This is a genomic window from Hymenobacter cyanobacteriorum (genome assembly GCF_022631375.1).
Classification (GTDB): Bacteria; Bacteroidota; Bacteroidia; order Cytophagales; family Hymenobacteraceae; genus Hymenobacter; species Hymenobacter cyanobacteriorum.
This window is the reverse complement of the sequence record NZ_JALBGC010000001.1, coordinates 1-20,556: the sequence shown is the minus strand read 5'-3', so window position 1 is coordinate 20,556 and position 20,556 is coordinate 1. Positions and strand designations below refer to the sequence as shown.

At 62.3% G+C, this 20,556-nt stretch carries 22 protein-coding genes and 1 pseudogene; 7 read left to right on the top strand and 16 right to left on the bottom strand.

Annotated features, from left to right (window positions below; translation table 11 throughout):
* Positions 1–111: 111 nt before the first annotated feature.
* From accB to MON38_RS00085, 8 genes are all read right to left on the bottom strand, one after another.
* Positions 112–591 (bottom strand): acetyl-CoA carboxylase biotin carboxyl carrier protein, encoded by a 480-nt coding sequence (accB, locus tag MON38_RS00120; RefSeq protein WP_241935080.1) that lies wholly within the window; start codon positions 589–591, stop codon positions 112–114.
* A gap of 131 nt (positions 592–722) precedes the next feature.
* Positions 723–1,286, bottom strand: a complete 564-nt coding sequence (gene efp / locus MON38_RS00115; RefSeq protein ID WP_241934101.1) for an elongation factor P — start codon at positions 1,284–1,286, stop codon at positions 723–725.
* 147 nt (positions 1,287–1,433) lie between these two features.
* Positions 1,434–2,441 carry a beta-ketoacyl-ACP synthase III gene (locus MON38_RS00110; protein WP_241934100.1) on the bottom strand — a complete coding sequence of 336 codons (1,008 nt, stop codon included), beginning with the start codon at positions 2,439–2,441 and terminating at the stop codon, positions 1,434–1,436.
* A gap of 149 nt (positions 2,442–2,590) precedes the next feature.
* Positions 2,591–3,532 (bottom strand): phosphate acyltransferase PlsX, encoded by a 942-nt coding sequence (gene plsX / locus MON38_RS00105; protein ID WP_241934099.1) that lies wholly within the window; start codon positions 3,530–3,532, stop codon positions 2,591–2,593.
* A 119-nt stretch (positions 3,533–3,651) separates the two neighbouring features.
* Complete coding sequence (rpmF, locus tag MON38_RS00100; RefSeq protein ID WP_241934098.1) at positions 3,652–3,882, bottom strand: 50S ribosomal protein L32; 231 nt, start codon at positions 3,880–3,882, stop codon at positions 3,652–3,654.
* A 69-nt stretch (positions 3,883–3,951) separates the two neighbouring features.
* Positions 3,952–4,485: a YceD family protein gene (locus MON38_RS00095; RefSeq protein WP_241934097.1), complete on the bottom strand. Its 534-nt coding sequence runs from the start codon at positions 4,483–4,485 to the stop codon at positions 3,952–3,954.
* Between the two features lie 103 nt (positions 4,486–4,588).
* Complete coding sequence (gene pdxA, locus MON38_RS00090; RefSeq protein WP_241934096.1) at positions 4,589–5,623, bottom strand: 4-hydroxythreonine-4-phosphate dehydrogenase PdxA; 1,035 nt, start codon at positions 5,621–5,623, stop codon at positions 4,589–4,591.
* Positions 5,624–5,743: 120 nt separating this feature from the next.
* On the bottom strand, positions 5,744–7,201 hold the full coding sequence (locus MON38_RS00085) for a leucyl aminopeptidase family protein (RefSeq protein ID WP_241934095.1): 1,458 nt from the start codon (positions 7,199–7,201) through the stop codon (positions 5,744–5,746).
* A 139-nt stretch (positions 7,202–7,340) separates the two neighbouring features.
* Between MON38_RS00085 and rsmA the strand changes: the two genes are divergently transcribed.
* The 5 genes from rsmA to MON38_RS00055 all read left to right on the top strand — a co-directional run bounded on the left by rsmA (position 7,341) and on the right by MON38_RS00055 (position 11,643).
* Entirely contained in the window at positions 7,341–8,171 is an 831-nt protein-coding gene (gene rsmA, locus MON38_RS00080) for a 16S rRNA (adenine(1518)-N(6)/adenine(1519)-N(6))-dimethyltransferase RsmA (RefSeq protein WP_241934094.1), read from the top strand.
* A 15-nt stretch (positions 8,172–8,186) separates the two neighbouring features.
* On the top strand, positions 8,187–9,152 hold the full coding sequence (locus MON38_RS00075) for an NAD(P)-dependent oxidoreductase (protein ID WP_241934093.1): 966 nt from the start codon (positions 8,187–8,189) through the stop codon (positions 9,150–9,152).
* A 101-nt stretch (positions 9,153–9,253) separates the two neighbouring features.
* The gene (gene greA / locus MON38_RS00070; protein WP_241934092.1) at positions 9,254–9,730 is read left to right on the top strand and encodes a transcription elongation factor GreA; all 477 of its coding nucleotides are present in this window, start codon (positions 9,254–9,256) and stop codon (positions 9,728–9,730) included.
* Positions 9,731–9,874: 144 nt separating this feature from the next.
* On the top strand, positions 9,875–10,705 hold the full coding sequence (locus tag MON38_RS22800) for a nuclease A inhibitor family protein (protein ID WP_338423739.1): 831 nt from the start codon (positions 9,875–9,877) through the stop codon (positions 10,703–10,705).
* 140 nt (positions 10,706–10,845) lie between these two features.
* Positions 10,846–11,643 carry an alpha/beta hydrolase family protein gene (locus MON38_RS00055; protein WP_241934091.1) on the top strand — a complete coding sequence of 266 codons (798 nt, stop codon included), beginning with the start codon at positions 10,846–10,848 and terminating at the stop codon, positions 11,641–11,643.
* Positions 11,644–11,657: 14 nt separating this feature from the next.
* Here MON38_RS00055 and MON38_RS00050 read toward each other — a convergent pair whose 3' ends face one another.
* From MON38_RS00050 to MON38_RS00030, 5 genes are all read right to left on the bottom strand, one after another.
* Positions 11,658–12,059: a hypothetical protein gene (locus MON38_RS00050; protein ID WP_241934090.1), complete on the bottom strand. Its 402-nt coding sequence runs from the start codon at positions 12,057–12,059 to the stop codon at positions 11,658–11,660.
* Complete coding sequence (locus MON38_RS00045) at positions 12,043–12,807, bottom strand: class I SAM-dependent methyltransferase (RefSeq protein WP_241934089.1); 765 nt, start codon at positions 12,805–12,807, stop codon at positions 12,043–12,045. Before MON38_RS00045 ends, MON38_RS00050 begins: the two co-directional genes overlap by 17 nt.
* Positions 12,795–13,535, bottom strand: coding sequence for a DUF2071 domain-containing protein (locus MON38_RS00040; protein WP_241934088.1), 741 nt, complete (start codon positions 13,533–13,535; stop codon positions 12,795–12,797). Before MON38_RS00040 ends, MON38_RS00045 begins: the two co-directional genes overlap by 13 nt.
* 9 nt (positions 13,536–13,544) lie before the next feature.
* Complete coding sequence (locus MON38_RS00035; RefSeq protein WP_241934087.1) at positions 13,545–13,916, bottom strand: DoxX-like family protein; 372 nt, start codon at positions 13,914–13,916, stop codon at positions 13,545–13,547.
* Positions 13,917–13,987: 71 nt separating this feature from the next.
* Positions 13,988–15,457, bottom strand: coding sequence for a DNA/RNA non-specific endonuclease (locus tag MON38_RS00030; protein ID WP_241934086.1), 1,470 nt, complete (start codon positions 15,455–15,457; stop codon positions 13,988–13,990).
* A 105-nt stretch (positions 15,458–15,562) separates the two neighbouring features.
* Here MON38_RS00030 and MON38_RS00025 point away from each other — a divergent pair, with 105 nt between their 5' ends.
* Positions 15,563–16,288, top strand: coding sequence for a Bax inhibitor-1/YccA family protein (locus MON38_RS00025; protein WP_241934085.1), 726 nt, complete (start codon positions 15,563–15,565; stop codon positions 16,286–16,288).
* A gap of 94 nt (positions 16,289–16,382) precedes the next feature.
* On the opposite strand, the gene MON38_RS00020 is transcribed toward MON38_RS00025, so the two are convergent.
* Positions 16,383–16,625 carry a hypothetical protein gene (locus MON38_RS00020; protein WP_241934084.1) on the bottom strand — a complete coding sequence of 81 codons (243 nt, stop codon included), beginning with the start codon at positions 16,623–16,625 and terminating at the stop codon, positions 16,383–16,385.
* Positions 16,626–16,697: 72 nt separating this feature from the next.
* Positions 16,698–17,582: an alpha/beta hydrolase gene (locus MON38_RS00015; protein ID WP_241934083.1), complete on the bottom strand. Its 885-nt coding sequence runs from the start codon at positions 17,580–17,582 to the stop codon at positions 16,698–16,700.
* Positions 17,583–17,778: 196 nt separating this feature from the next.
* Here MON38_RS00015 and MON38_RS00010 point away from each other — a divergent pair, with 196 nt between their 5' ends.
* On the top strand, positions 17,779–20,346 hold the full coding sequence (locus MON38_RS00010) for an alpha-amylase family glycosyl hydrolase (protein WP_241934082.1): 2,568 nt from the start codon (positions 17,779–17,781) through the stop codon (positions 20,344–20,346).
* A 97-nt stretch (positions 20,347–20,443) separates the two neighbouring features.
* Here the strand turns inward: MON38_RS00010 and MON38_RS00005 are convergent.
* A pseudogene (locus MON38_RS00005) lies at positions 20,444–20,556 on the bottom strand (IS5/IS1182 family transposase); the annotation flags it as partial.

The window sequence follows — 20,556 nt, the reverse complement described above, 5'->3', positions numbered from 1 at the left end:
TTTCCGGCGCCAAAACTGTGGCGCTAAGAAAAGGGCTTGGGAACCTGAAGCCGGTGCTTCGCCCTGCGGCGAACAACCAAGTCCCCAAGTTCCCAAGCCCCGAAGTCCCGACTATTCAATCAAAAACAGCGGCTGGTCGTATTCAACCGGCGTGGCGTTGTCCACCAACGCCTTCACGATGCGGCCGCTTTCCTCGGCTTCAATCTCATTGAACAGCTTCATCGCCTCGATGATGCAGATAACCTGGCCTTTCTCCACCATGTCACCCACCTGCACGAAGGCCGGGGCATCCGGGCCGCTGCTGCGGTAGAAGGTGCCAATCATGGGTGCTTTCAGGGCCTTGTGGCTGGCCGCCGAAGCTTCGGTGGCAGCCGGAGCAGCAGCGGGGGCTGCGGCCGGAGCAGGCGCAGGGGCAGCGGCTACCGGAGCCGGAGCGGCCGGCGCTGCTGCCGGGGCGGCCTGGCTGAATACGGTTTTGGTGTTGGGGTCGCGCTGCACCGAGATTTTAAATTCCTCGGTTTCAATGTTCACCTTATTCAGGCCCGATTTCGCGATAAAATCGAGCAGTTCCTGGAGTTCTTTGGCTTTCATGGCAGCGTCCTTTTCCTTTTTGGGCGAGTTTGACATCTTGTTTAGCTGCTAGCTATTAGCTGCTAGCTGTTAGCTTTTTTTAGAACGTCAGCTAACAGCTAGTCGCTATCAGCTAACAGCTCAATAAAGGGCTATTTTACGCGCTCTACGTAGCTGTAGTCGCTGGTCTTGATGCGGATTTTGGTGTCCACATCCACGAACAGCGGCACCTGGATGCGAGCGCCGGTTTCTACCGTGGCGGGCTTCAGGGTGTTGGTGGCGGTGTCGCCGCGCAGGCCGGGCTCGGTGTAGGTCACCACGAGGTCGACGGTGGTGGGCAGTTCGGCCGTCAGGGGCTGCTCGGTTTCGGCGTGCATGAGGATGGTCACTTCCTGGCCCTCCTTCATGATGTCGGCGAAGGGAACCAGCTCCTCGGGCAGCGTTATCTGCTCGAAGGTCGAATTGTCCATGAAATTATAGCCGTAGTCGTCCTTGAAAAGGAACTGGTGCGGGCGCTGCTCCACGCGGGCCGTTTCTACTTTCACCCCCGCGTTGAAGGTGTTGTCGATGGTGCGGCCGGTTTTGATGTTGCGCATCTTGGTGCGTACGAAGGCGGGGCCTTTGCCGGGCTTCACGTGCTGAAACTCGGTGATGACGTGCAGCTCGTTGTTGTAGTTCAGAACGAGGCCGTTGCGGAAGTCGGCGGTTGATGCCATTTTAATTTAGCTATTAGCCAATAGCTGTTAGCTATTAGCTGATGTTATGTGGGTGTTTTGTAAATGAACTTGTTTGCCAAGTCGGAAGCTCTCGCAATTCAACTCCAAAATTAGGGCAGAATGAGCGAAGCAAATGGCTAACAGCTATTAGCTAGCAGCTAATGAGCCATCATAAGCCCATTTTATGTAGATAGAGCCCCAGGTGAAGCCGCCGCCGAAGGCCGCCAGCACGAGGTTGTCGCCGCGGCGTAGCTTCGTTTCGTAGTCGGCCAGGCACAGCGGAATGGTAGCGTTGGTGGTGTTGCCGTAGCGGTCGATGTTGAGCATCACCTTCTCCGGCCCCACGCCCATGCGGTTGGCCGTGGCGTCGATGATGCGCTTGTTGGCCTGGTGCGGCACCAGGAAAGCCACGTCGTCCTTGCTCAGGTGGTTGCGCTCCATTACCTGGGCGGCCACGTCGGCCATGCTTTTTACGGCAAATTTGAAAACCGTGGCGCCCTCCTGGTAGATGTAGTGCTCCTTGGCATCCACGGTGGCGTGCGTTGGGGGGCGGCGGCTGCCACCGGCTTTCTGGTGCAGGTAGGCTTCGCCCGAGCCGTCGGTGCGCAGTACCTGGTCGAGGATGCCGAAGCCGTCGGTGCTGGGTTCGAGCAACACGGCCGCCGCGCCGTCGCCAAACAGGATGCAGTTGGCGCGGTCGGTGTAGTCTACAATGGCCGACATTTTATCGGCGCCCACCACAATCACCTTTTTGTGCGTGCCGGCCTGAATGTATTGCGCGCCCGTGGCCAGCGCAAACAGGAAGGTCGAGCAGGCCGCGTTCATGTCAAAACTGAACGCCTTGGTGATGCCCACGCCGTTGGAAATGATGTTGGCCGTGGCCGGAAACAGCATGTCGGGGGTGGTGGTGGCACAAATCAGCAACTCCACGTCCTCGGGGTTGGTGCCGGTTTTGGCCAGCAACTGCTGCACCGCCTTGATGCCCATCACCGAAGTACCCTGGTTCTCGCCCTTCAGAATGCGTCGCTCTCGAATGCCGGTGCGCGACATAATCCATTCGTCGTTGGTATCCACCAGCTTTTCAAGCTCGGCATTGGTTAGCACATAGTCGGGCACATAAGAGCCCACACCAGTGATGGCGGCAGTAATCTTCATACGGGCAAAAGTAGGCGGGGCAAGCGTAAAATGGGAATGCGGGCGGGGGCGCGGCCGGTTTTGGCCGCCCAACGCTCCGGCAATGAGCACCCAAGCGTCTAAAAAAAATCCGGCCGAAGCCGGAGGTTTTTCACCGCCGGGAACCGGGGCTAGGACTTAAAAGTAGCCTTAATTTGGTCAACAATGCCCGAGTCGGCCATGTTGAAGCCCTGCATCAGCATATTGCCGATGGCGCGCGGCGTACTGCGGCCGTGCCCGATGATGGCGTTGTCGTTGATGCCCAGAATGGGCGAGCCGCCCACCGCCTCGTAGTTGAACTTGTCGAAAAACGGGTCCTGAATCTTCTTCTCGTCCATGGCGTCGTAAATCGATTCGGCCATTTTCAGGATGATGTTGCCCGTGAAGCCGTCGCACACAATCACGTCGGCCTTGTCGTTGAACAGGTCGCGGCCTTCAATATTGCCCACGAAATGAATGTGCGGGTTGGCCTTCAGGCGCTGGTGGGCTTCCTGAATAATGGGTGTGCCCTTGCCTTCTTCCTCACCGATGTTCATCAGGCCCACCTGTGGGCGGGCGATGCCCAGAACGTGTTGGGCATACAAGGAACCAAGCTCGCCGAACTGCTCCAGCATTTCGGGCTTGCACTCGGCGTTGGCGCCCACGTCAAGTAGAATGCCCACGTTGTTGTGCAGCTTGGGCAGGAAGTTGGCAATGGCCGGGCGCATTACGCCGGGCACGGTTTTCACGGTAAACATGGCTCCGACGAGCATGGCGCCCGTGTTGCCGGCCGAGCAAAAGGCATCGACTTCGCCTGCGAGGAGCATTTTGTAGCCCACGGCAATGCTCGAATCCTGCTTCTGCTGGAAAGCTTTGGCGGGGTGCTCGCCCATGTCGATAACCTGCGACGCGGGGACGAACTCGAGCACGTTGGCAGCGGGGCCAGCGGCCTGGAGCAGGGGACGCACGGCGTCTTCCTGGCCGATGAGGACAATGGTGGCCCGGCCGGCGAGTTGCTCGGCAGCCAGTAGGGCACCCGCCACGGCGGCTTGGGGGGCGAAATCGCCGCCCATTGCGTCGAGGGCTATTTTCATGAAAGAGGTGTTTGGAGGGAGGTCAGCGGAAAGTCAAAAGTACCAAAAATCCGGCCCCGCTGGCTTAAAAAAGGAGCGAAGCCGGACCATGTGGTGCCGCGAAGTAACAACCAAACGCGCTATTCGTCGTCTTCGGCAACGTCGGCTGCCGGGGCAGCGTTGGTTTTAGCGTAGTTTTTGATGGCCAGCTGGCCGTTGTGGTACAGGTCGCCGTCGACCACGTACGCCTTGTGGCGCAGGTGCAGCTCGCCCGTGTTGGGGCACAAGGTCACGGCCTTAGGGGTCAGCTTGTAGTGGGTACGACGCTTGTCGCGAACGGCGGAAGAGGTGCGGCGCTTAGGATGTGCCATGGTTTAGTTGAAATTAGGGGAGTTAATGTTGCGGTTGTCGAGTGGGGAGCGACTCGGGGCACTGACGGATTAATTCAGATTGCGCAGCGCGGCCCAGCGCGGGTCGGCCGGCTCGTCGTCGTCCGGTTCATCATCGGCAGGACGGGTGCTGAAGATGAGCTTGGTCGGCGCGTCGGGGTTGTCGTCGGCCTCGTCCTGGAAGCGCGGGTGCAGCTTCTTCATAGGCAGGGCCAGACCGATGTAGTCGTAGAGGTGCTGGGCGAGGGGCAGGGTCTGGGTTTCGGGCGTGATTTGCAGCACGTTGTCGTCCAGCTCCTTGGCTTCGTCGCCGAAGCGCACCAGCAGTTGTTCGTGAATGTCCAGCGGCTGCGCAAACTCATCAAGGCTGCGGTCGCAGGTGAGCTGCACGGTGCCGGTGATGTGAAAGTTCAGCGTCATCAGCCGCTCGGTTTTAATGAGCTCCACGTCGGCGTGCAGGTGGCCTTGCTCCACCAAAGGCTGGTCGAATAAGGCGAAGAATTCGGGACCCAACTCGAACTCAAAGTGGTGCGTTTTCAGCGCCAGCTTGGCTAAGTTGAGGTCGTATTTGCTTTCTTTTTTCACGGTCGCTTGGATAGCAGGGGGCAAAAGTAGTGAAAATCCGGCTTTTTGCCAAAAAAACGGCTAAGTTTCTCGGTGGCAATGTGCCGGGAAAGCCCTTGTACGGCTACCGCGCCGAGCGGGGCTGAGCATCTTCCCAACGCTGCTTCCAGATGTCGCAGGCCAGATACACGGCCGCGCGGAAGGACGATTCGTCGGCCTTGTACTGGCCGGCGAGGCCGTAAGCCGTGCCGTGGTCGGGCGAGGTGCGCACCACGGGCAGGCCGGCGGTGAAGTTTACACCGCGCTCGAAGGCCATGAGCTTGAAGGGAATCAGGCCCTGGTCGTGGTATAGCGCCAGCGTAGCATCGAACTGGCGGAATTGCTGGGTGCCGAAGTAGCCATCGGCCGGGAAAGGGCCGACGACGAGGTGGCCATCATGGGCAAACTGCTGGATAACGGGTGTTACAATATCACCTTCCTCTTTGCCCAGTAGGCCGTTTTCGCCGGCGTGGGGGTTGAGGCCAAGCACGGCAATGCGCGGCTTGAGAATGCCGAAATCGTTTTTCAGCGACTTCAGTAGCAGCGTGATTTTGGTGCGCAGCAGCTCGGCGGTCAGCTTGGCGGGCACGTCCTTTAGCGGCACGTGGCCGGTGACGGTGGCAATGCGCAGGCCGGCATCCTCATCTACCAGAAACATGAGGCTCTCGGGGGCCTCGAAGAAGCTGGTGAGAAACTCGGTGTGGCCCGGGTAGCGGAAGTTGTCGGACTGGGTGTTGTCTTTGCTGATGGGGGCTGTCACGATGCCGTCGAGCTTGCCGGCTTTGAGGTCGCGGGCGGCGCAGAGCAGGCTCTCGCGGGCCGCGGCGCCGGTGGCGGGAGAAGGTTGGCCGGGAGCTAAGGCGAAGTCTTCGTCCCAGCAAGTCACGGCGTTAAGGCGGCCGGGAGCAATGTCAGCCGCGTCGCGCAGCTGGCGAAACTGCAGGTGCTCGGTATCGGCGGGGGTGGGGAAGTCGTCGAATAGCGCCGTGGCCGTGCCGTAGATGACGGGCGTGCAGATTTTCAGCAGGCGCTCATCGAGCAGGGTTTTGTAAATGACTTCGGGGCCGATGCCGGCGAGGTCGCCCACGGAAAAGCCGAGGCGGGGAAGGGTTTGGGGCATTGTCAGGAGCGGAACGTCATGCAGAGCGCAGCGAAGCATCTCGCGTGCTCAAGTAAATCTAATCGATTAGAATTAGTGGTGGCACGCGAGATGCTTCGCTGCGCTCTGCATGACGTTTCCTTAGCCAAGTTGCTTGGTAAGGAACTCATACAGCAGGCGCACGCCCACGCCGGTGCCGCCTTTGCCGCGGTAGCTCTCGGGCACGGTTAGGTAGGCGGGACCAGCGATGTCGAGATGAATCCAAGGGTAGCCGATGGCGAAGCGCTCCAGAAATTTGGCAGCCGAAATATGGCCGGCTTCACCCTTTCCCAAATTGCTGAGGTCAGCGATGTCGGACTTGATGTGGTCGGCGTACTCATCCCAGAGCGGAAACTCCACGAGGCGCTCGTGCACGGTATAGCCGGCTTCGGAGAGCTTTTGCATCGTGGCGGGCTCGGCGGTGCCCATCGAGGCGCTTGCTTCGGTGCCGAGGGCGCGCACGGCGGCGCCGGTAAGGGTAGCCAAGTCGATAACCAGTTGGGGCTCGTAGCGCTTGGCGAAGCTGAGGGCATCGGCGAGGAGCAGACGGCCTTCGGCGTCGGTGTTTTTTACTTCGACGGTGAGGCCGGAGTGCATGGTGATGACGTCGCCGGGGGCGTAGGCGAGGCCGCCGGGGCGGTTGTCGGTGGCGGGCACGAGGCCGATGACGTGCAGCGGCACCTGGTTTTTAGCCAGGGCGAAGAGCGTGCCGGCCACGGCCGCGCCGCCGGCCATGTCGCATTTCATCAGGTCCATACTGTTGGGCGTGGGCTTGAGGCTGAGACCGCCGGTATCGAACACCACGCCTTTGCCGACGAGGACGTAGGGCTTAACGTTTTTGGCGTTGGCGGGCTTGTATTCGAGGATGCTGAAGGTGGGCGGCTCGGGCGAACCGAGGTTCACGGCGAGCAGGCCGCCCATGCGCAGGGCTTCGATTTTGGCCAGGTCGAGGATATCGGTAGTGTAACCGGCCTTGTCGCCGGCCTGGGCCATGCGCTCGGCAAATTGCACGGCGTTGAGCTTATTGAGCGGCGCATTCACGAGGTCGCGGGCTAGGATGACACCTTGCAGCAGACCGTCGAGCTCGTGGATTTGGGCGGCGCTGGCGGCGTTGCCGACCAGGTAAACTTCTTTCAGGGCCGGGGCTTTGCGCGATTTCTCGTCGGTTTTGTAGCCTTCGAACTGGTAGGCGGTCAGGGCCAGACCCTCGGCGAGCAGGAGAGCAGCGTTGGCAGTTTCGCTGTGGTTTTCGATGAATACCTCGGCTACTTTTTCGGCCTTAAACTGGGCGTGGAGGGTGTGGCCGGCGCGGCGCAGCTGCTCAGCTATCTGGACGGTGGTGGGCTTATCGGCGAGCACCACGAAGTAGTGGTGGTGGCTGAAATGGTTGAGGTGAACGAGTTTCTGGTCGTCGGCGAGGGCGGCGTCTACGTACTGGCGGGCGGCGGCCGAAAGGTCGCCGGCGGCGGCATAGGGCAGGGTGGTGGTGCCAGCGGGCAGGATGAAAACCTGCGTGGACTGGGCCGGCGCGGCGGCCGCGTGAGCGAGGGCTAAGGACATAAGCGGAGTTGAAGGCCGTAGATTTGAGGCCGCAAGGTAGAGGTGAGGTGGTGAAATGGTGAGGTGGTGGGTTTTCAATCCATCCTTCCGGTCGCTTCAATATCCTCACCACCTCACTATTTCACCACTTCACCACTCCGTGAATACCGTTCGCCCCAAAAAGCACTTAGGCCAGCACTTTCTGGCCGACCCGAATATTGCCCGCAACATCGTGGGCGCGTTGCAACTGCCAGATGGCGTGAAAGAGGTGCTCGAAATCGGGCCGGGCATGGGCGTGCTCACGCAGTACCTGCTCCAGAACCCGGCCTACCAGACCAGCGTGGTCGAGATTGATACCGAGTCGGTGGCTTACCTGAAAGTGCACTACCCGGCGCTGGCCGACCGCATCTACGCCACCGATTTTCTGAAGCAGAGCCTGGCCACGATGTTCCCGGACCAGCCGCTGGCCATCATCGGCAACTTTCCCTACAACATCAGCAGCCAGATTTTTTTCGCCGTGCTCAACAACCGCCAGCAGGTGCGCGAGGTGGTGGGCATGATTCAGAAGGAAGTGGCCCAGCGCCTGGCCGAGCCGCCCGGCTCGAAAACCTACGGCATCCTGAGCGTGCTGCTGCAGGCGTTCTATACCATTGAGTACCTGTTCACGGTGCCGCCGCACGTTTTCAACCCGCCGCCCAAAGTGGAGTCGGCCGTGGTGCGCCTCACGCGCAACGACGTGCAGCAACTCGACTGCGACGAGAAGCTATTCTTCCGGGTAGTGAAGCAGGCGTTTCAGACGCGCCGCAAGACGCTGCGCAATGCGCTGAAACCGTTTGGGATGCCCGCCGAAGCGACGACGGAACCCATTTTCGAGAAGCGCGCCGAGCAACTGGGCGTAGCTGATTTCGTGAGGTTGACCCAGCACGTAGGCCAGCACATGGCGGGTGGGGCAGCGTTGCCGGACCTGGATATTAGTGATGTGGCTGAGTAAATGTCTTTAAAATCTATGAGTATCTGCCTCGTCGTTGACGAAATGCACCCCTCGCTGCAGCCGCTGCTCCAAAGCATCGGGGTCGAAATAGATTACCAACCCAACCTCACCGCCGCCGAAGTACCCACTGCTCTCGCTGCCAAGCCATACGAAGGCCTGGTGGTTCGCAGCAAGCTGCGCGTGACTGCCGACCTGCTGGCCCACGGCCCGCACCTGCGTTACGTGGCCCGCGCCGGGGCCGGCACCGATAATATTGACGAAGCCGCAATGGCGGCGGCCAGCGTTACGCTGTTGAACGCGCCGGAAGGCAACCGCGACGCGGTGGGCGAATTTGCCGTGGGGCTGCTGCTGGGGCTGCTGCGTAACATCGTGCGGGCCGACCACGAGGTGCGCCAGGGCCAGTGGCGGCGCGAGGCTAGCCGGGGCACTGAAATCGGCGGCAAGACCATTGGGCTGCTAGGGTATGGGCACATGGGGCGGGCGTTTGCGCGGCGGCTGGGGGCATTTGGCTGCATCGTGCTGGCGCATGATAGTGACCCGGCCGTGACCACCGACGGCCACGCCACGCTGGTGCCGTTGGCCGAGTTGCAGGCCCGTGCCGATGTGCTCAGCCTGCACATTCCGTACTCAGTGGCTAATCACCATTTTGTGGATGAATCCTTCCTGGCGAGCTTCGCTAAGCCGATTTGGGTAATGAATACGGCCCGGGGCGAAGTGGTGGACCAGGCTGCGTTGGTGCGGGCGTTGCAGGCCGGCATGGTGCGTGGCGCGGCGCTCGACGTGCTTGACAACGAGAAGCTGAATAGCCTCAGCCCGGCGCAGCAGGCCACGTTCGATTTCCTGAAAGCCGCTCCCAATGTGGTGCTCACGCCGCACGTAGGCGGCTGGACGTTTGAGAGCTACGCCCGCATCAACGAGGTGCTGGTGGAGAAAATTCGGGCTTTTCGGGCCGGGGCGTTGGGGGCAAACGCGGGGAGCTAATTCGTTTTGCGTATCTTTGCCAGGAACCTAAGAAGGGAGAACGGTTGGCAGTGCCAGCCGTTCTCCTTGCTTTTTAGCCAAACCGTCAAGCATCTACTCCCATGGCCAGCACCATCAATTATTACACCCCCGAAGGCCTGCAAAAACTGAAGGACGAGCTCCAGGACCTCAAAATTCGGGGTCGGGCCAAGGCCGCTGAAGACCTGCGCGAAGCCCGCGACAAAGGCGACCTGAGCGAAAACGCCGAATACGACGCCGCCAAGGACGCCCAAGGCCTGCTGGAACTCAAAATATCAAAGCTCGAAGAGGTATTGGGCAATGCCCGCCTCATCGACGAAACCAATATGGATTTCAGCAAGGTGCTCATCATGAGCAAGGTGAAACTGAAAAACCTGAAAAATAATATGGTGCTCGACTACACCCTGGTGGCCGAGGAAGAAGCCAACCTGGCCGCCGGCAAAATCTCGGTGAAGTCGCCCATCGGCAAAGGCCTGCTGGGCAAATCGGCCGGCGACACGGCCGAAATCACGGTGCCCGCCGGCAAGCTGCAATTTCAGATTCTGGAGATAAGCCGGTAGCGTTTTTTAAGCTGCAAGCCTCAAGCTATAAGCCGCAAGCATCTTTTGGTGCTTGCGGCTTTATTGTTCCGAGAGTTCTTGCTTGCTGGATTATTTGCGAAAAAGCTTGCAGCTTGCAGCCTAAAGCTTGTAGCCCCAATCCCCATGCCTTCGATTTTCTCCCGCATCGTTTCCGGCGAATTGCCGGCGTATAAAGTGGCCGAGGACGGCCGCCACCTCGCGTTTCTCGACATCACCCCGCTGGTGGAAGGCCACGCGCTGGTGATTCCGAAAAAGGAAGTCGACTACATTTTCGACCTGCCGGCCGATGAACTGGCCGCCCTGCACGTGTTTGCGCAGCGCGTGGCCAAGGCCGTGCAGGCGGCCGTGCCGTGCAAGCGCATCGGCGTGGCCGTGATTGGGCTGGAAGTGCCGCACGCCCACATTCACCTCATTCCGATGAACAAGGTGGCGGATATGAATTTCGCCAACCCCAAAATCAAAGTGCCCGAGGAGCGCATGAAGGAGCTAGCCGCCGCCATAGCGGCCAAAGTGGAAGGCGGCAGCGGCCTGGCCGAAGCCAAGCCTGCCGGGGCCAGTGCCGGCGCGGCTGTGCCGGCCGAGCTGCAAAAGCAGGTAGCCGGCCTGCACTTCCTGAGCGAATCGGATGCGCCGCTCGAAGCCGTAACTTATACCGCGCCGGGCGGCGAGCTGAGCAACGCCGCGCTGCTGAAGCTGCTGGGCGAGCCCGCCGGTGCCAAAGTGGAAGCCGTGGAGCTGACCCAGTTTCTGCGCAACCACACGGCCGATGATGGTGTGCTGGACGACGTGGCGCTGTCGAACCGCTACAAAGCCCTGCAGATGTTCATGAAGCAGGACATGGATGGGGTGCAGGTGTATCGCGTGGGCTCGGGGCCGAAAATCAATGCCTACGCCTTGGGCCGAATGGCGGATGGCACGCTGGCCGGCTTCAAAACCGTGCTCACGGAAACCTGATAATGATACTGACGCAGTAGCTCGCCTTGTGGACGAACGGCTGCAACGGTGGGGATGAAAGACTGTCTGTAGCGGCAGTCTTTCATCCCCATTTTAGTGTCCCGTCTATGCGCCGCGTACTTCTGCTAAGCTGTTTCTTATTGCTCAACACATGGGCGTGGGCGCTCAGGCCTACCCGCGAGTGGATTGGCACACCCGATTCGCTGGGCCTGCGCTACCAAACCACTGCCCTCGCCACGCCCGACCATGCCCGGCTGACGGGCTGGATTGTGGAGCCCGCCGCCAACGCGCCCGACCAGCACACCACGATGGTGCTGGCCTACGGCGATGCCAACAATATGTCGTACTGGCTCTGGCAGGCGCGCGCGCTGAGCCAGGGCGGCTACCGGGTGTACCTGTTCGACTACCGCGGCTTCGGGCACAGCAGCGACTTTGCCATCGAGCCGCAGCGGCTCTACTACCCCGAATTCAGCACCGACCTGCGCACCGTGCTGGCCGATGCCCGGCAGCGCTACCCGCGCAGCCGTACGGGCATCATGGGCTTCTCGATGGGCACCATCATGGGCTCGGAAGTGGCGGCCACCAGCAAGTGCGACTTTTTCATTGCCGAGGGCTACGTGACCAGCCCGCAGCGCATTGTGGCCGAGCAATTCGGGCGCTACCAGAAAACCGTGACGCTGCCCGCCGAGGCGGCCGACTACGCCCGCGTGGCGCGCCGCGTGTATTGCCCCTGGCTGCTGGTGGGCGGTACGGGCGACATCCAAACGCCCCTGGCCGACTCGGTACTGGTAGCCCGGCAAGCCCGGTGGCGGCAGCGCCGGCAGGTGCTGTGCTTCGAGGGCGGGCACCTGGCGGGGTTTTATAAACTAACCGAGGCCGCGTACGGCGACAAGTACGTGCGGGAGGTGACGCGCTTTCTGGCGGCCAGGCGAAGCTAAAGCGGCGGCTAAAGTCAGCCGTCGCCCAGCCCGACCAGCAGAAACAAGGCACTCAGGTAGCTCCAGAAGCCGATGAACACGACGTGCACGCCGGTTTCGAAGCGCTTGCCGCGCCAGAGCTCGGGCGAGTAACCGAAGAATTGCATGAACAGCCGCGCCAGCCAGAACACGCCGCAGCCCAGGGCCACCCGGCGGCCCAGCGGCGTGCCCACCAGCTCGGGGGCCGAGGTGAGGCAGAGCACGCCCATGAGCAGCACGGTGAAAGCGACGAAAAAGGTGTGCACGTACATCATTTGCCGGTTTATCAGGCTGACGGGCGCGAATTCGGTGCGCCAGTTGAAATAGCGGGCAAAACCGGCGTGCAGCAGTGCCAGAACGACGAGAAAAAAGCCCACGAGCTTAAGCTGCAGAACCATGTTTGCGCAGGATGAAGGCGATGATGAAAGGCGTGATGCTGACCTCGCGCTCCACCCGCAGCCCGGCCGCCCGGAAAGTAGCCCGCCAGGCGCGGCGCGAATGAAAGTGCAGAAAACCGATGGTATAGGCCAGAAAATTGGCCGGGTCGCGCAGGTGTTCCGTCACCACCACGGTGCCGGTGGGGGCCAGCACCCGCGCAATTTCCTGAAAAAAAGCGGCCCGTTCGGCGGCATCGCGGATTTCGTGGGCGGCCAGAAAAGCCACTGCTAAGTCGATGGAAGCATTGGCCAGCGGCAGGGCGGCGCGGGTGTCCACGGTGCGGGTGCCGGGGTAGGGTGGGTAGGCCCGCCGGGCCCGCTGGATGGACGGCTCGGTGTGCCGGGCCGCATCGTAGAAATCGGCCGCCAGCAGGCTGGCCGTTGGGTACAGATGCGCGAGCGGCGCGCTGATTTCATCGAAGCCCGCGCTGAGCGTGAGCAGCGCCGTTGGCGCTGGCCCCAACTCCGGCAGCCACTGGAACCGGTACAGCGCAGAAAAATCGTAGATGTAGGCCGTGATGAGCAGCGACAGCAGCATCGGCAGCAGCGCCAGGGCCAGCAGCAGCGCGGCATACGGGCGCAAGGCGGCCGGGCCGGCCAGCCCCACGCCCGCCAAGCTCAGCGCGGCGGCACCGGCCCCGAGGTAGAACGGCCAGTTGAACCGCACCACGTTCCAGACACCCTGCAGCGGGGTTCTTAGCGGCGCCATTGCTCGGTGCGTCCTTTTTTCCACGAATACGGAATGTCGCGCACCGCAAAGGCATTGGCCAGCCGCAGCTCGCTGAAGTTTAATTGCTCCAGAAAACCGGCGTGCCAGCTTTCCACGGCCACGGGTTGCGGCTGCCAGTGTTCGCGCACGCCTTCCACAATCAGCATGTGGCCCGTGCCGGCATCGGCCGAGAAGGTGAAGGGCAGCGGCCCGGCAAAGCGGCGGGCTTCGGCCCAGGTGGCAAAGGGCGAACCCGGCGGCAGCGCAACTTCCGGTTCCGGCGGGGCCAGCGTGACGTGGAAATTGGCTCGCCGGGAGCTGATGTGCCGGCGGCCGGCGGTGTGCCGCTGTGCGATATCGACGGTGTGATACTGGTAGTGCGTGAACAGGTTGCCCAGGGCCGTCATGCGCTTTTTATCGGTTTCGGAGCGCAGGATGTAGAGGCCACGCAGGCGCTTGCCGGTGGGCGAGGGGTAGCGCACGAAGGCGCGGTAGCCAATCAGAAAAAAGTCCTGCCCCAGCCAGGCGGGGAAGCCTTTGGGCCGCAGGTGCCGCGTCTGGACCAGCGCCACGGCCAGAAAGCCCCAATCGTCGGCAAACGTGTCGGGCACCAGCGGCGCGGGCAGCAAGGCCGCCAGCTCGGCCCGCGGCACGGCGAAGGTGAGCACCAGCGAATGCTCGAAAAACGCTTCGACGGGGAAGGGATGGGTTCTGAGCCAGGCCAGCATAAGTGAAAATCAGCGCCCGGCGAGCCGGGCCGGCCGCAGGCTGTGGAAGTAAATAACACCGCAGAACAGCACGGCAAACAGTGCGTTGAGGCGGCCCCACAGCAGCAGGTCGGGCGCCAGCACGGCTTCAAGCGTGTTCATCGACAGGATGAGCACAATCTGCGCCCCCGCGCACCAGCGGGCTCGGATGCCGCTGAGCACCCACACCGCCATCCCGATTTCGCCCACGCCAATCAGGCGCGTGAGCACCCCGGCATGCGCCGGCCCCAGAATGCGCGCCACGATGGCCACGTGGCGCGGCACCAGCAGCAGCACCTTGCAGAGCAGGCCGTTGGCCAGCCATACCAGGGTAATAAGTAAGGTTAGGAGGCGATGCATCATGTAGCGCGGAATCTGTAGTCCGCGAATAAACAAACTTGGTTGGCTCGCGGACTACAGAGTCCGCGCTACAATTATTCGGCCCGGCCGGTATCGACCAGCTTTTGCAGGCGGGCCTGGGCGGGGCGGGGCAGGGCGCTGAGCAAATCGAGGCCGGTGGCGGCTTCGATTTTATCCACCGAAGTCAGGTATTGCCGCCAGTCGGGGTTCACGGTGTTGTTGTCGTTGGGCGTGTCGATGGCCAGCACGCGCACGGTGGGGTCGGTGGCGATGCGCTGCAGGTCGTTGAGGCCGTCGGGCAAAATCACCATGACTTTCCAGATGCGGGCCGGCACCGTGACGCGGCCCTGGTCGAGGGTTTGCACGAAGCCGTTGGCGCCGGTGCCGCCGCGCCCGTAGCTGCCCATGATGACGTAGATTTCCTGGCCGCGCTGGATTTGCGAGCGGCCGTATTCTTCGAGGTGGGCCCAGGTTTGCTGGTTGTTGTGCGGGGCCTGGGGCACCATGTTGGTCATCAGGAAGGTGTTGGAGTTGGCGTCGAGGTCGGCGGTGCGGTCGCCGCTGGGGCAGTTGTGGCCTTTGTCGAAGCCCGAGCGGGCGTAGCTGGCGGGCGTCACCTGATAAAACTGGCGGGGCAGGGCGGCATCGGGGCGGAAGTTGTTTTGGCGCGGGGCTTGGCCGAGGTCGGCTTTGTCGAGGTGCCAGCTCACCCAGTTCGGAATACCGCGCGGGGCGTTGTAGCCGATGGTGAATTCGGGGTGAACGAGCAGGTAGTTGCTCGCGTTGGTGGGGTCGGAAGTGGCGCCGCTGGGGTTGCCCAGGGCCAGGTTGGCATCGTTCGGGTCCTGCGCTTGGCCCGTGCCGGTGCCGGCCGGGTACTGCGTGGGGGCCGGCTTGGGCGACGTGGCTGGCGCTTGCGGCTGGTTCCGATTCTCAAAATAGCCGCCCGTGGCTCCTGCGCCCACGGCTACGGCGGGGCCGGCGGCGGTTTCGAGGGTGATGTCGTCGATGTCGAGCCGGTTTTTGGGGCCGCTGGTTTTGCGGATTTCCAGGCGCAATGGCTCATTGGCCAGGCCGGCGAACACGTGGGGCACCAGCGCCGGGCCGCTCGTGACCACCGGCGCGCCGGTGCGGGCGTAGGTGCGGCCGCCGTCGCGGCTCAGCCACAACTCCCAGGTGCTGGGGCCATCGGTGCCGTAGGCAGCCGCCGAGATGGTGATGCGCCGCACTCCGGCCTTGGCATCGAAGCGCATGGCAATGCGGCCCAGGTTGCGCAGGCGGGCGGCCCGCTCGCCGTGGGCGTGGTCCTGCGGGCTGCTGCCGATGAGGGCATCCTGAAAGTGCCAGGTCCCGGTAGCCAGCGGCTCGTCAGTTTCCTGGTAAGCGCCTTTCGAGCCAGCCTCGAAGGTTTCGGGGAAGGGCGCGGGGACGGGTTGCTGTGTGGAGGAAGCTTGTGGAACGCGGGCGGTGGCGGTTTCGGCGGGCTGCTGCGAGCAGGCCAGGAGGCCAAGCGCGGCGAGGGTGAGGTAGGCGGAGGCGTGCATGGGGCGAAGATATGCGCCGGCCCGGCCCCGCTTGGCCAAGTGAAAAACCATTGCGTAGCTTCGCCTCACTTATTCATCTTTCCACGCTTTCACCACCATTGGTTTATGGAAGACAATCAATTTTCGCCGCCGCCGCGGCAGATTCAAATTTCGGCCGAAGAAGCCGCCGAAATTCAGTCCCGCTTCTTTGCTCAGGTATATGGCTGGATGGCCGCCGGGCTGGGCCTCACGGGCGGCATTGCCATGTTCGCCTCCACCTCGCCGGAGCTGCTCAACTTCGTTTTTGGTACCCGGTTCGTGTTTCTGGGGCTGATAATCCTGGAGTTGGTCATCGTGGGCTTTCTCTCGGCCCGCATTTTCGACTGGAGCCTGGGCCAGGTGCAGGCCGCCTTCGTGGGCTACGCCGTGCTGAACGGCGTGACGCTGAGCTGCGTGTTTCTGGCCTACACCTCCGGCTCCATCGCCTCTACGTTCTTCGTCACGGCGGGCACGTTTGGCGTGATGAGCCTCTTCGGCTACTTCACCAAGGCTGATTTGTCGGGCTGGGGCAAGCTCCTGAGCATGGCCGTTATTGGCCTGGCCATTGCCCTGGTGGTCAATTTATTTCTCAATAACTCCATCCTGGAAATCGTCACGTCTTTCATCGGGGTGCTGCTTTTCACCGCCCTCACGGCCTACGACACCCAAAAGCTGAAGCAGCTGGCGCTGCTGGGCGTGACCGAAGGCGAGGAGATGAGCAATAAAGCATCCATCCTGGGTGCGCTCACGCTGTACCTCGATTTTGTGAATCTGTTCCTGTTTTTGCTGCGCATTTTCGGGCGTCGGCGGTAAGCGTTTTTTCTAATCGTTTCTACTTGAAAAGGCCCCGTTGGCATTGCCAACGGGGCCTTTTCTATGTATATGCAACTGGTTTCACACCCTCGCGCTACTGCCCCGTTGTCATATCCACCTGCCCCTGGGTGCCGCCGTTGCTGATGGCGTTGACTTCGGCACCTTTGGGCATGCCTTTTTTGTAATGGTCGTAGCGGCGGGCGCGGTCGGTTGTGTCTTTAGACTGTTCTTGGGCGATTTTGGCCGGGTTCACGCCGTAGGGAGTACCGTCGGGCTTGTTGCCGCAGCCGGCGAGCAGGGCCAGCAGCAGCAGGCGCGGGAAAAGGGTGGTGAGCATGGGCGGAGAGGCTGATGAATTTGCCCCGGTATAACGGCCGCCCGGCCCCGGGAGGTGCATTTTAAGCCCGATTTAATGTGGCACCATCGTGCCGTTGGCTTGCAGCACATTGGTCAGGAAAAGCACCTGGTAGGGCAGGGCCGTTTGCCAGTATTCCCAGGTGTGGGTGCCGGGGCGCTCGGTGTAGTCGTGCGGCGTGTGGGCGTACACGAGGCGGCGGTGCAGTTCGCGGTTGATGTCGATGAGGCCGTCGTCGACGCCGCAATCGATGATGAGGGGCAGGCCGTTGCGCTGCAGCTGGGGCAGCAGGTTGATGACGGAATTGGCGGCAAAACGCTCGGGGTTATCCGTTTCGGACCCCAGCACCGGGGCCCAGAGCTTGTTGCGCTGGGCCACCTCGGCGGGCGAGAGCTTGCGGTTGAGGCTCGTCAAATCGAGTGCGCCGCTCATGCTGCCGGCGGCGCAATACAGCTCGGGGTGGCGGGCCGAGAGGTAGAGCGCGCCGTGCCCGCCCATGCTCAGGCCGGCAATGAGGCGGCCCTTGCGGTCGGCCACGGTGCGGTAGGTCTGGTCGATTTTCTGGATGATTTCCTGGGTCAGGTAGGTTTCGAACTGGCTGTCGGGGCTTACGGGGCTGTTGAGGTAGAAGCTGAAGGTTTCGCCCTCGGGGTTCACGATAATCAGGTTGTACTGGTCGGCCAGGCGGTGCAGCAGCTGCTTGTCGGGCGTCTTGTTCAGCCAGTCGCCGAAGTGGCCCCAGGCCCCGTGCAGCAGGTAGAGCACCGGGTAATTGACCTTTTTATTCTTGGCGTAGGAAGCCGGGAGCACCACGGCGGCGCGGTAGGTTTTGTGCATGGCCGCGCTGGGAATGGCCAGCGTATCGACGCGGGCGGCGCGGGCCGCGGTGGCCGTTAGCAAGAGGCAACATGCGAGGAACAGGAGGCGGAAGTGGGGCATAGTTATGTTGAGGATGGGTTGGGTGAAGAGGAACGTCATGCCGAGCGTAGCCGAGGCATCTCGCGTGCAATAGTAATTCAATCAGTCAACGGTTTTGATCACCGCCCCGAGCGAGATGCCTCGGCTACGCTCGGCATGACGTTTACGTGCCCCCACGGCGTACCTTTAAGCTTTGATTCTAACTGAGGAGTACTCAATGAAATTTCGCTTACTCGCTATTGCGCTGCTGGCCGGTTTGGGCGGCGTGCAGGCCAACCAGCTTACCTTCCGGGTCGATATGGGCACCACGACCGTGCCCGCCGGCGGCGTGCACGTAGCCGGCAACTTCCAGGCCGCTGCCGGCTTTCCGGCCGACTGGAACCCGGCCACTACAGCCCTGACCGATGCCGACGGTGACCACGTGTGGGAGGCCACCGTGAACGTACCGGCCGGCACCTATCTCTACAAATTCGTGGACGGCAACGGCTGGAACGCCGCTGAAATCGTGCCCGGTACCTGCGGCATTGCCGATGCCAGCGGCAACGTGAACCGGCAGGTGGTGGTGGGCGGCTCGGCCGTGCGCCTGCCCATCGTGGCCTTCGCTGGCTGCGCCCCGCAGCTGCGCTTCGCCGTGGACATGACCGGCCAGACCGTGGCCCGCACCGGCGTGCACGTGGTGGGCAATTTCCAAGCCATCGCCGGCTACGGCGCCGTTAACGACGCCACCGCCTTGCCCCTGACCGACGACAACAGCGACGGCATTTACGAAGTCACGATTTCGCTGCCGGCCCCCGGCATGTTCCAGTACCGCTTCGTGAACGGCAACACCCTGGCCGGGGCCGAAACCGTGCCCGCCGCCTGCGGCACCGCCGATGCCAGCGGCACCCTTACCCGCGTAGTGAACGCCACGGCCGCCGTGAACACCACGCCGAGCTACTGCTTCGGCACCTGCACGGCCTGCAACGGGGCCACACTCACCAATTATTCCACATACTGGTGGAATGATGCCGTGTTTTACGAGGTATTCGTGCGCAGCTTTTACGACAGCAGCGGCGACGGGAAGGGGGATTTCGCGGGCCTGACCCAGAAGCTGGACTACCTGAACGACGGCAACCCCGCCACCACCACCGACCTGGGCGTAACCGGCCTGTGGCTGATGCCCATCATGGACTCGCCCAGCTACCACGGCTACGACATCAGCGACTACAAAGCCGTAGAGCCCGATTATGGCACGATGGCCCAGTTCGATGCCTTCCTGGCCGCCGCCCACCAGCGCGGTATTAAGGTGATTCTGGACATGGTCCTGAACCACTCGTCGAGCCAGCATCCGTGGTTCACGCAGTCGGCGGCCAGCACCACCAGCTCGTACCGCAACTGGTACCTGTGGTCGCCCACCGATTTGGGCTACGGGCCATTTGGCGGCAGCGGCTGGCACCCGCGCAACGGCCAGTATTTCTACGGTGCCTTCTGGGAAGGCATGCCCGATTTGAACTGGCGCAACCCCCAGCTGCGCGCCGCCATGTGGGATGCGGACCGGTTCTGGCTGCGCAAGGGCGTGGATGGCTTCCGCCTCGATGCCGTGCGCTACCTCGTGGAAACCGGCAGCACGACGGCCGACACGCCCGAAACCCTCGGGGTGCTGGAAGAATTTCAGGATTCGCTGAAGGCGGTGAGCCCAAACGCCCTCTCCGTAGGCGAGGCCTGGACCAACACCAGCGCCGTGATTCCCTACGTGCGCAACCGCCGGCTGGACCTGTGCTTCGAGTTTGACCTGGCCAGTAGCATTGTCGGGGCCCTGACAGCGGGCAGCCCCACCGCGCTGCGCACCCAGCTCAACCTCGTAACCAGCCTCTACCCGCGCCTGCAATACGCCACTTTTCTCACCAACCACGACCAGAATCGGGTGTTTGACGTTCTCGGCAGCAATGTGGCCCGCATGAAGCAGGCCGCGGCGCTCTACCTCACCATGCCCGGCGTGCCGTTCATTTACTACGGCGAGGAAGTGGGCATGGCCGGCACCGGCGCCGACGAAGACAAGCGCAAGCCCATGCAGTGGACGGCCGGCACGCAGGCAGGCTTCACCACCGGCACGCCCTGGCGCGGCATCAATTCCAACTTCGGTACCTACAACGTGGCTTCCGAGCAGGCCGACCAAAACTCGCTGCTGAGCCACTACAAAAAGCTCATTGGCCTGCGCACCGCCAACGAAACCCTGCGCAAGGGCTACTACCTGCCCGCCACGTCGTCGGCTACTTCGGTACTGGCCTACGCCCGCGTGTTCAATCAGGAAGCCACGCTTATTGCTGCCAACCTGGGCAGCACGGCGGTTAGCAGCTCCACGCTTTCGCTCACGATGTCAACGCTGGCCCCTGGCACCTACCAAGTGACCGAGCTGTATAGCGGCCAAACCGCCGGCACCGTCACGGTGAACGCGCAGGGCGGTTTCAGCAGCTTCTCCACCATGCTGCCCGCCCTGGCCGCCAACCAGACCTGGGTGCTGCGCCTGCGCTCCACCACAGCCACCGGCACGGCCAGTGCCCAGCCCACCTTCGCCGTGGCGCTCTACCCGAACCCCACGGCCGGCGCGGTGCGCTTGGCCTTGGCCGCCGCGCCGGCCGCCCAAAGCCAATTGCAGGTATTCGACCTCACCGGCCGCCTGCTGCAAACCCGCAGCTTCGGCGGCAATAGCTACGCATTGGAAACCGCCGGTTGGGCCGCCGGCACGTATTTCGTGCGGGTGCAGTCGGGTTCGGCCGTGGCCGTGCAGCGGCTGGTGGTGGATTAGGAGGGCCGAAGGGCTGACCTCAGCCAAGCTAGCCAAAAAAAGGCCGTCATGCTGAGCGCAGCCGAAGCATCTCTACCGAGGAAGTAACTAGGAAGTGTTAACAATCGCGCAACCAGAGCACGGTTGCTGCCAAGTGAATAAAAGCCAGAAAATGCCGGTCCAACTTGTCGTAGCGCGTGGCCACGCGGCGAAACTGCTTGAGGCGGCTAA

Excerpts from the sequence above, each read along its gene's own strand:
- accB (WP_241935080.1), bottom strand. The coding sequence starts at position 591 with ATGAAAGCCAAAGAACTCCAGGAACTGCTCGATTTTATCGCGAAATCG.
- efp (WP_241934101.1), bottom strand. The coding sequence starts at position 1,286 with ATGGCATCAACCGCCGACTTCCGCAACGGCCTCGTTCTGAACTACAAC.
- MON38_RS00110 (WP_241934100.1), bottom strand. The coding sequence starts at position 2,441 with ATGAAGATTACTGCCGCCATCACTGGTGTGGGCTCTTATGTGCCCGAC.
- plsX (WP_241934099.1), bottom strand. The coding sequence starts at position 3,532 with ATGAAAATAGCCCTCGACGCAATGGGCGGCGATTTCGCCCCCCAAGCC.
- rpmF (WP_241934098.1), bottom strand. The coding sequence starts at position 3,882 with ATGGCACATCCTAAGCGCCGCACCTCTTCCGCCGTTCGCGACAAGCGT.
- pdxA (WP_241934096.1), bottom strand. The coding sequence starts at position 5,623 with ATGCCCCAAACCCTTCCCCGCCTCGGCTTTTCCGTGGGCGACCTCGCC.
- MON38_RS00085 (WP_241934095.1), bottom strand. The coding sequence starts at position 7,201 with ATGTCCTTAGCCCTCGCTCACGCGGCCGCCGCGCCGGCCCAGTCCACG.
- MON38_RS00075 (WP_241934093.1), top strand. The coding sequence starts at position 8,187 with ATGAGTATCTGCCTCGTCGTTGACGAAATGCACCCCTCGCTGCAGCCG.
- greA (WP_241934092.1), top strand. The coding sequence starts at position 9,254 with ATGGCCAGCACCATCAATTATTACACCCCCGAAGGCCTGCAAAAACTG.
- MON38_RS22800 (WP_338423739.1), top strand. The coding sequence starts at position 9,875 with ATGCCTTCGATTTTCTCCCGCATCGTTTCCGGCGAATTGCCGGCGTAT.
- MON38_RS00050 (WP_241934090.1), bottom strand. The coding sequence starts at position 12,059 with ATGGTTCTGCAGCTTAAGCTCGTGGGCTTTTTTCTCGTCGTTCTGGCA.
- MON38_RS00045 (WP_241934089.1), bottom strand. The coding sequence starts at position 12,807 with ATGGCGCCGCTAAGAACCCCGCTGCAGGGTGTCTGGAACGTGGTGCGG.
- MON38_RS00040 (WP_241934088.1), bottom strand. The coding sequence starts at position 13,535 with ATGCTGGCCTGGCTCAGAACCCATCCCTTCCCCGTCGAAGCGTTTTTC.
- MON38_RS00035 (WP_241934087.1), bottom strand. The coding sequence starts at position 13,916 with ATGATGCATCGCCTCCTAACCTTACTTATTACCCTGGTATGGCTGGCC.
- MON38_RS00030 (WP_241934086.1), bottom strand. The coding sequence starts at position 15,457 with ATGCACGCCTCCGCCTACCTCACCCTCGCCGCGCTTGGCCTCCTGGCC.
- MON38_RS00025 (WP_241934085.1), top strand. The coding sequence starts at position 15,563 with ATGGAAGACAATCAATTTTCGCCGCCGCCGCGGCAGATTCAAATTTCG.
- MON38_RS00020 (WP_241934084.1), bottom strand. The coding sequence starts at position 16,625 with ATGCTCACCACCCTTTTCCCGCGCCTGCTGCTGCTGGCCCTGCTCGCC.
- MON38_RS00015 (WP_241934083.1), bottom strand. The coding sequence starts at position 17,582 with ATGCCCCACTTCCGCCTCCTGTTCCTCGCATGTTGCCTCTTGCTAACG.
- MON38_RS00010 (WP_241934082.1), top strand. The coding sequence starts at position 17,779 with ATGAAATTTCGCTTACTCGCTATTGCGCTGCTGGCCGGTTTGGGCGGC.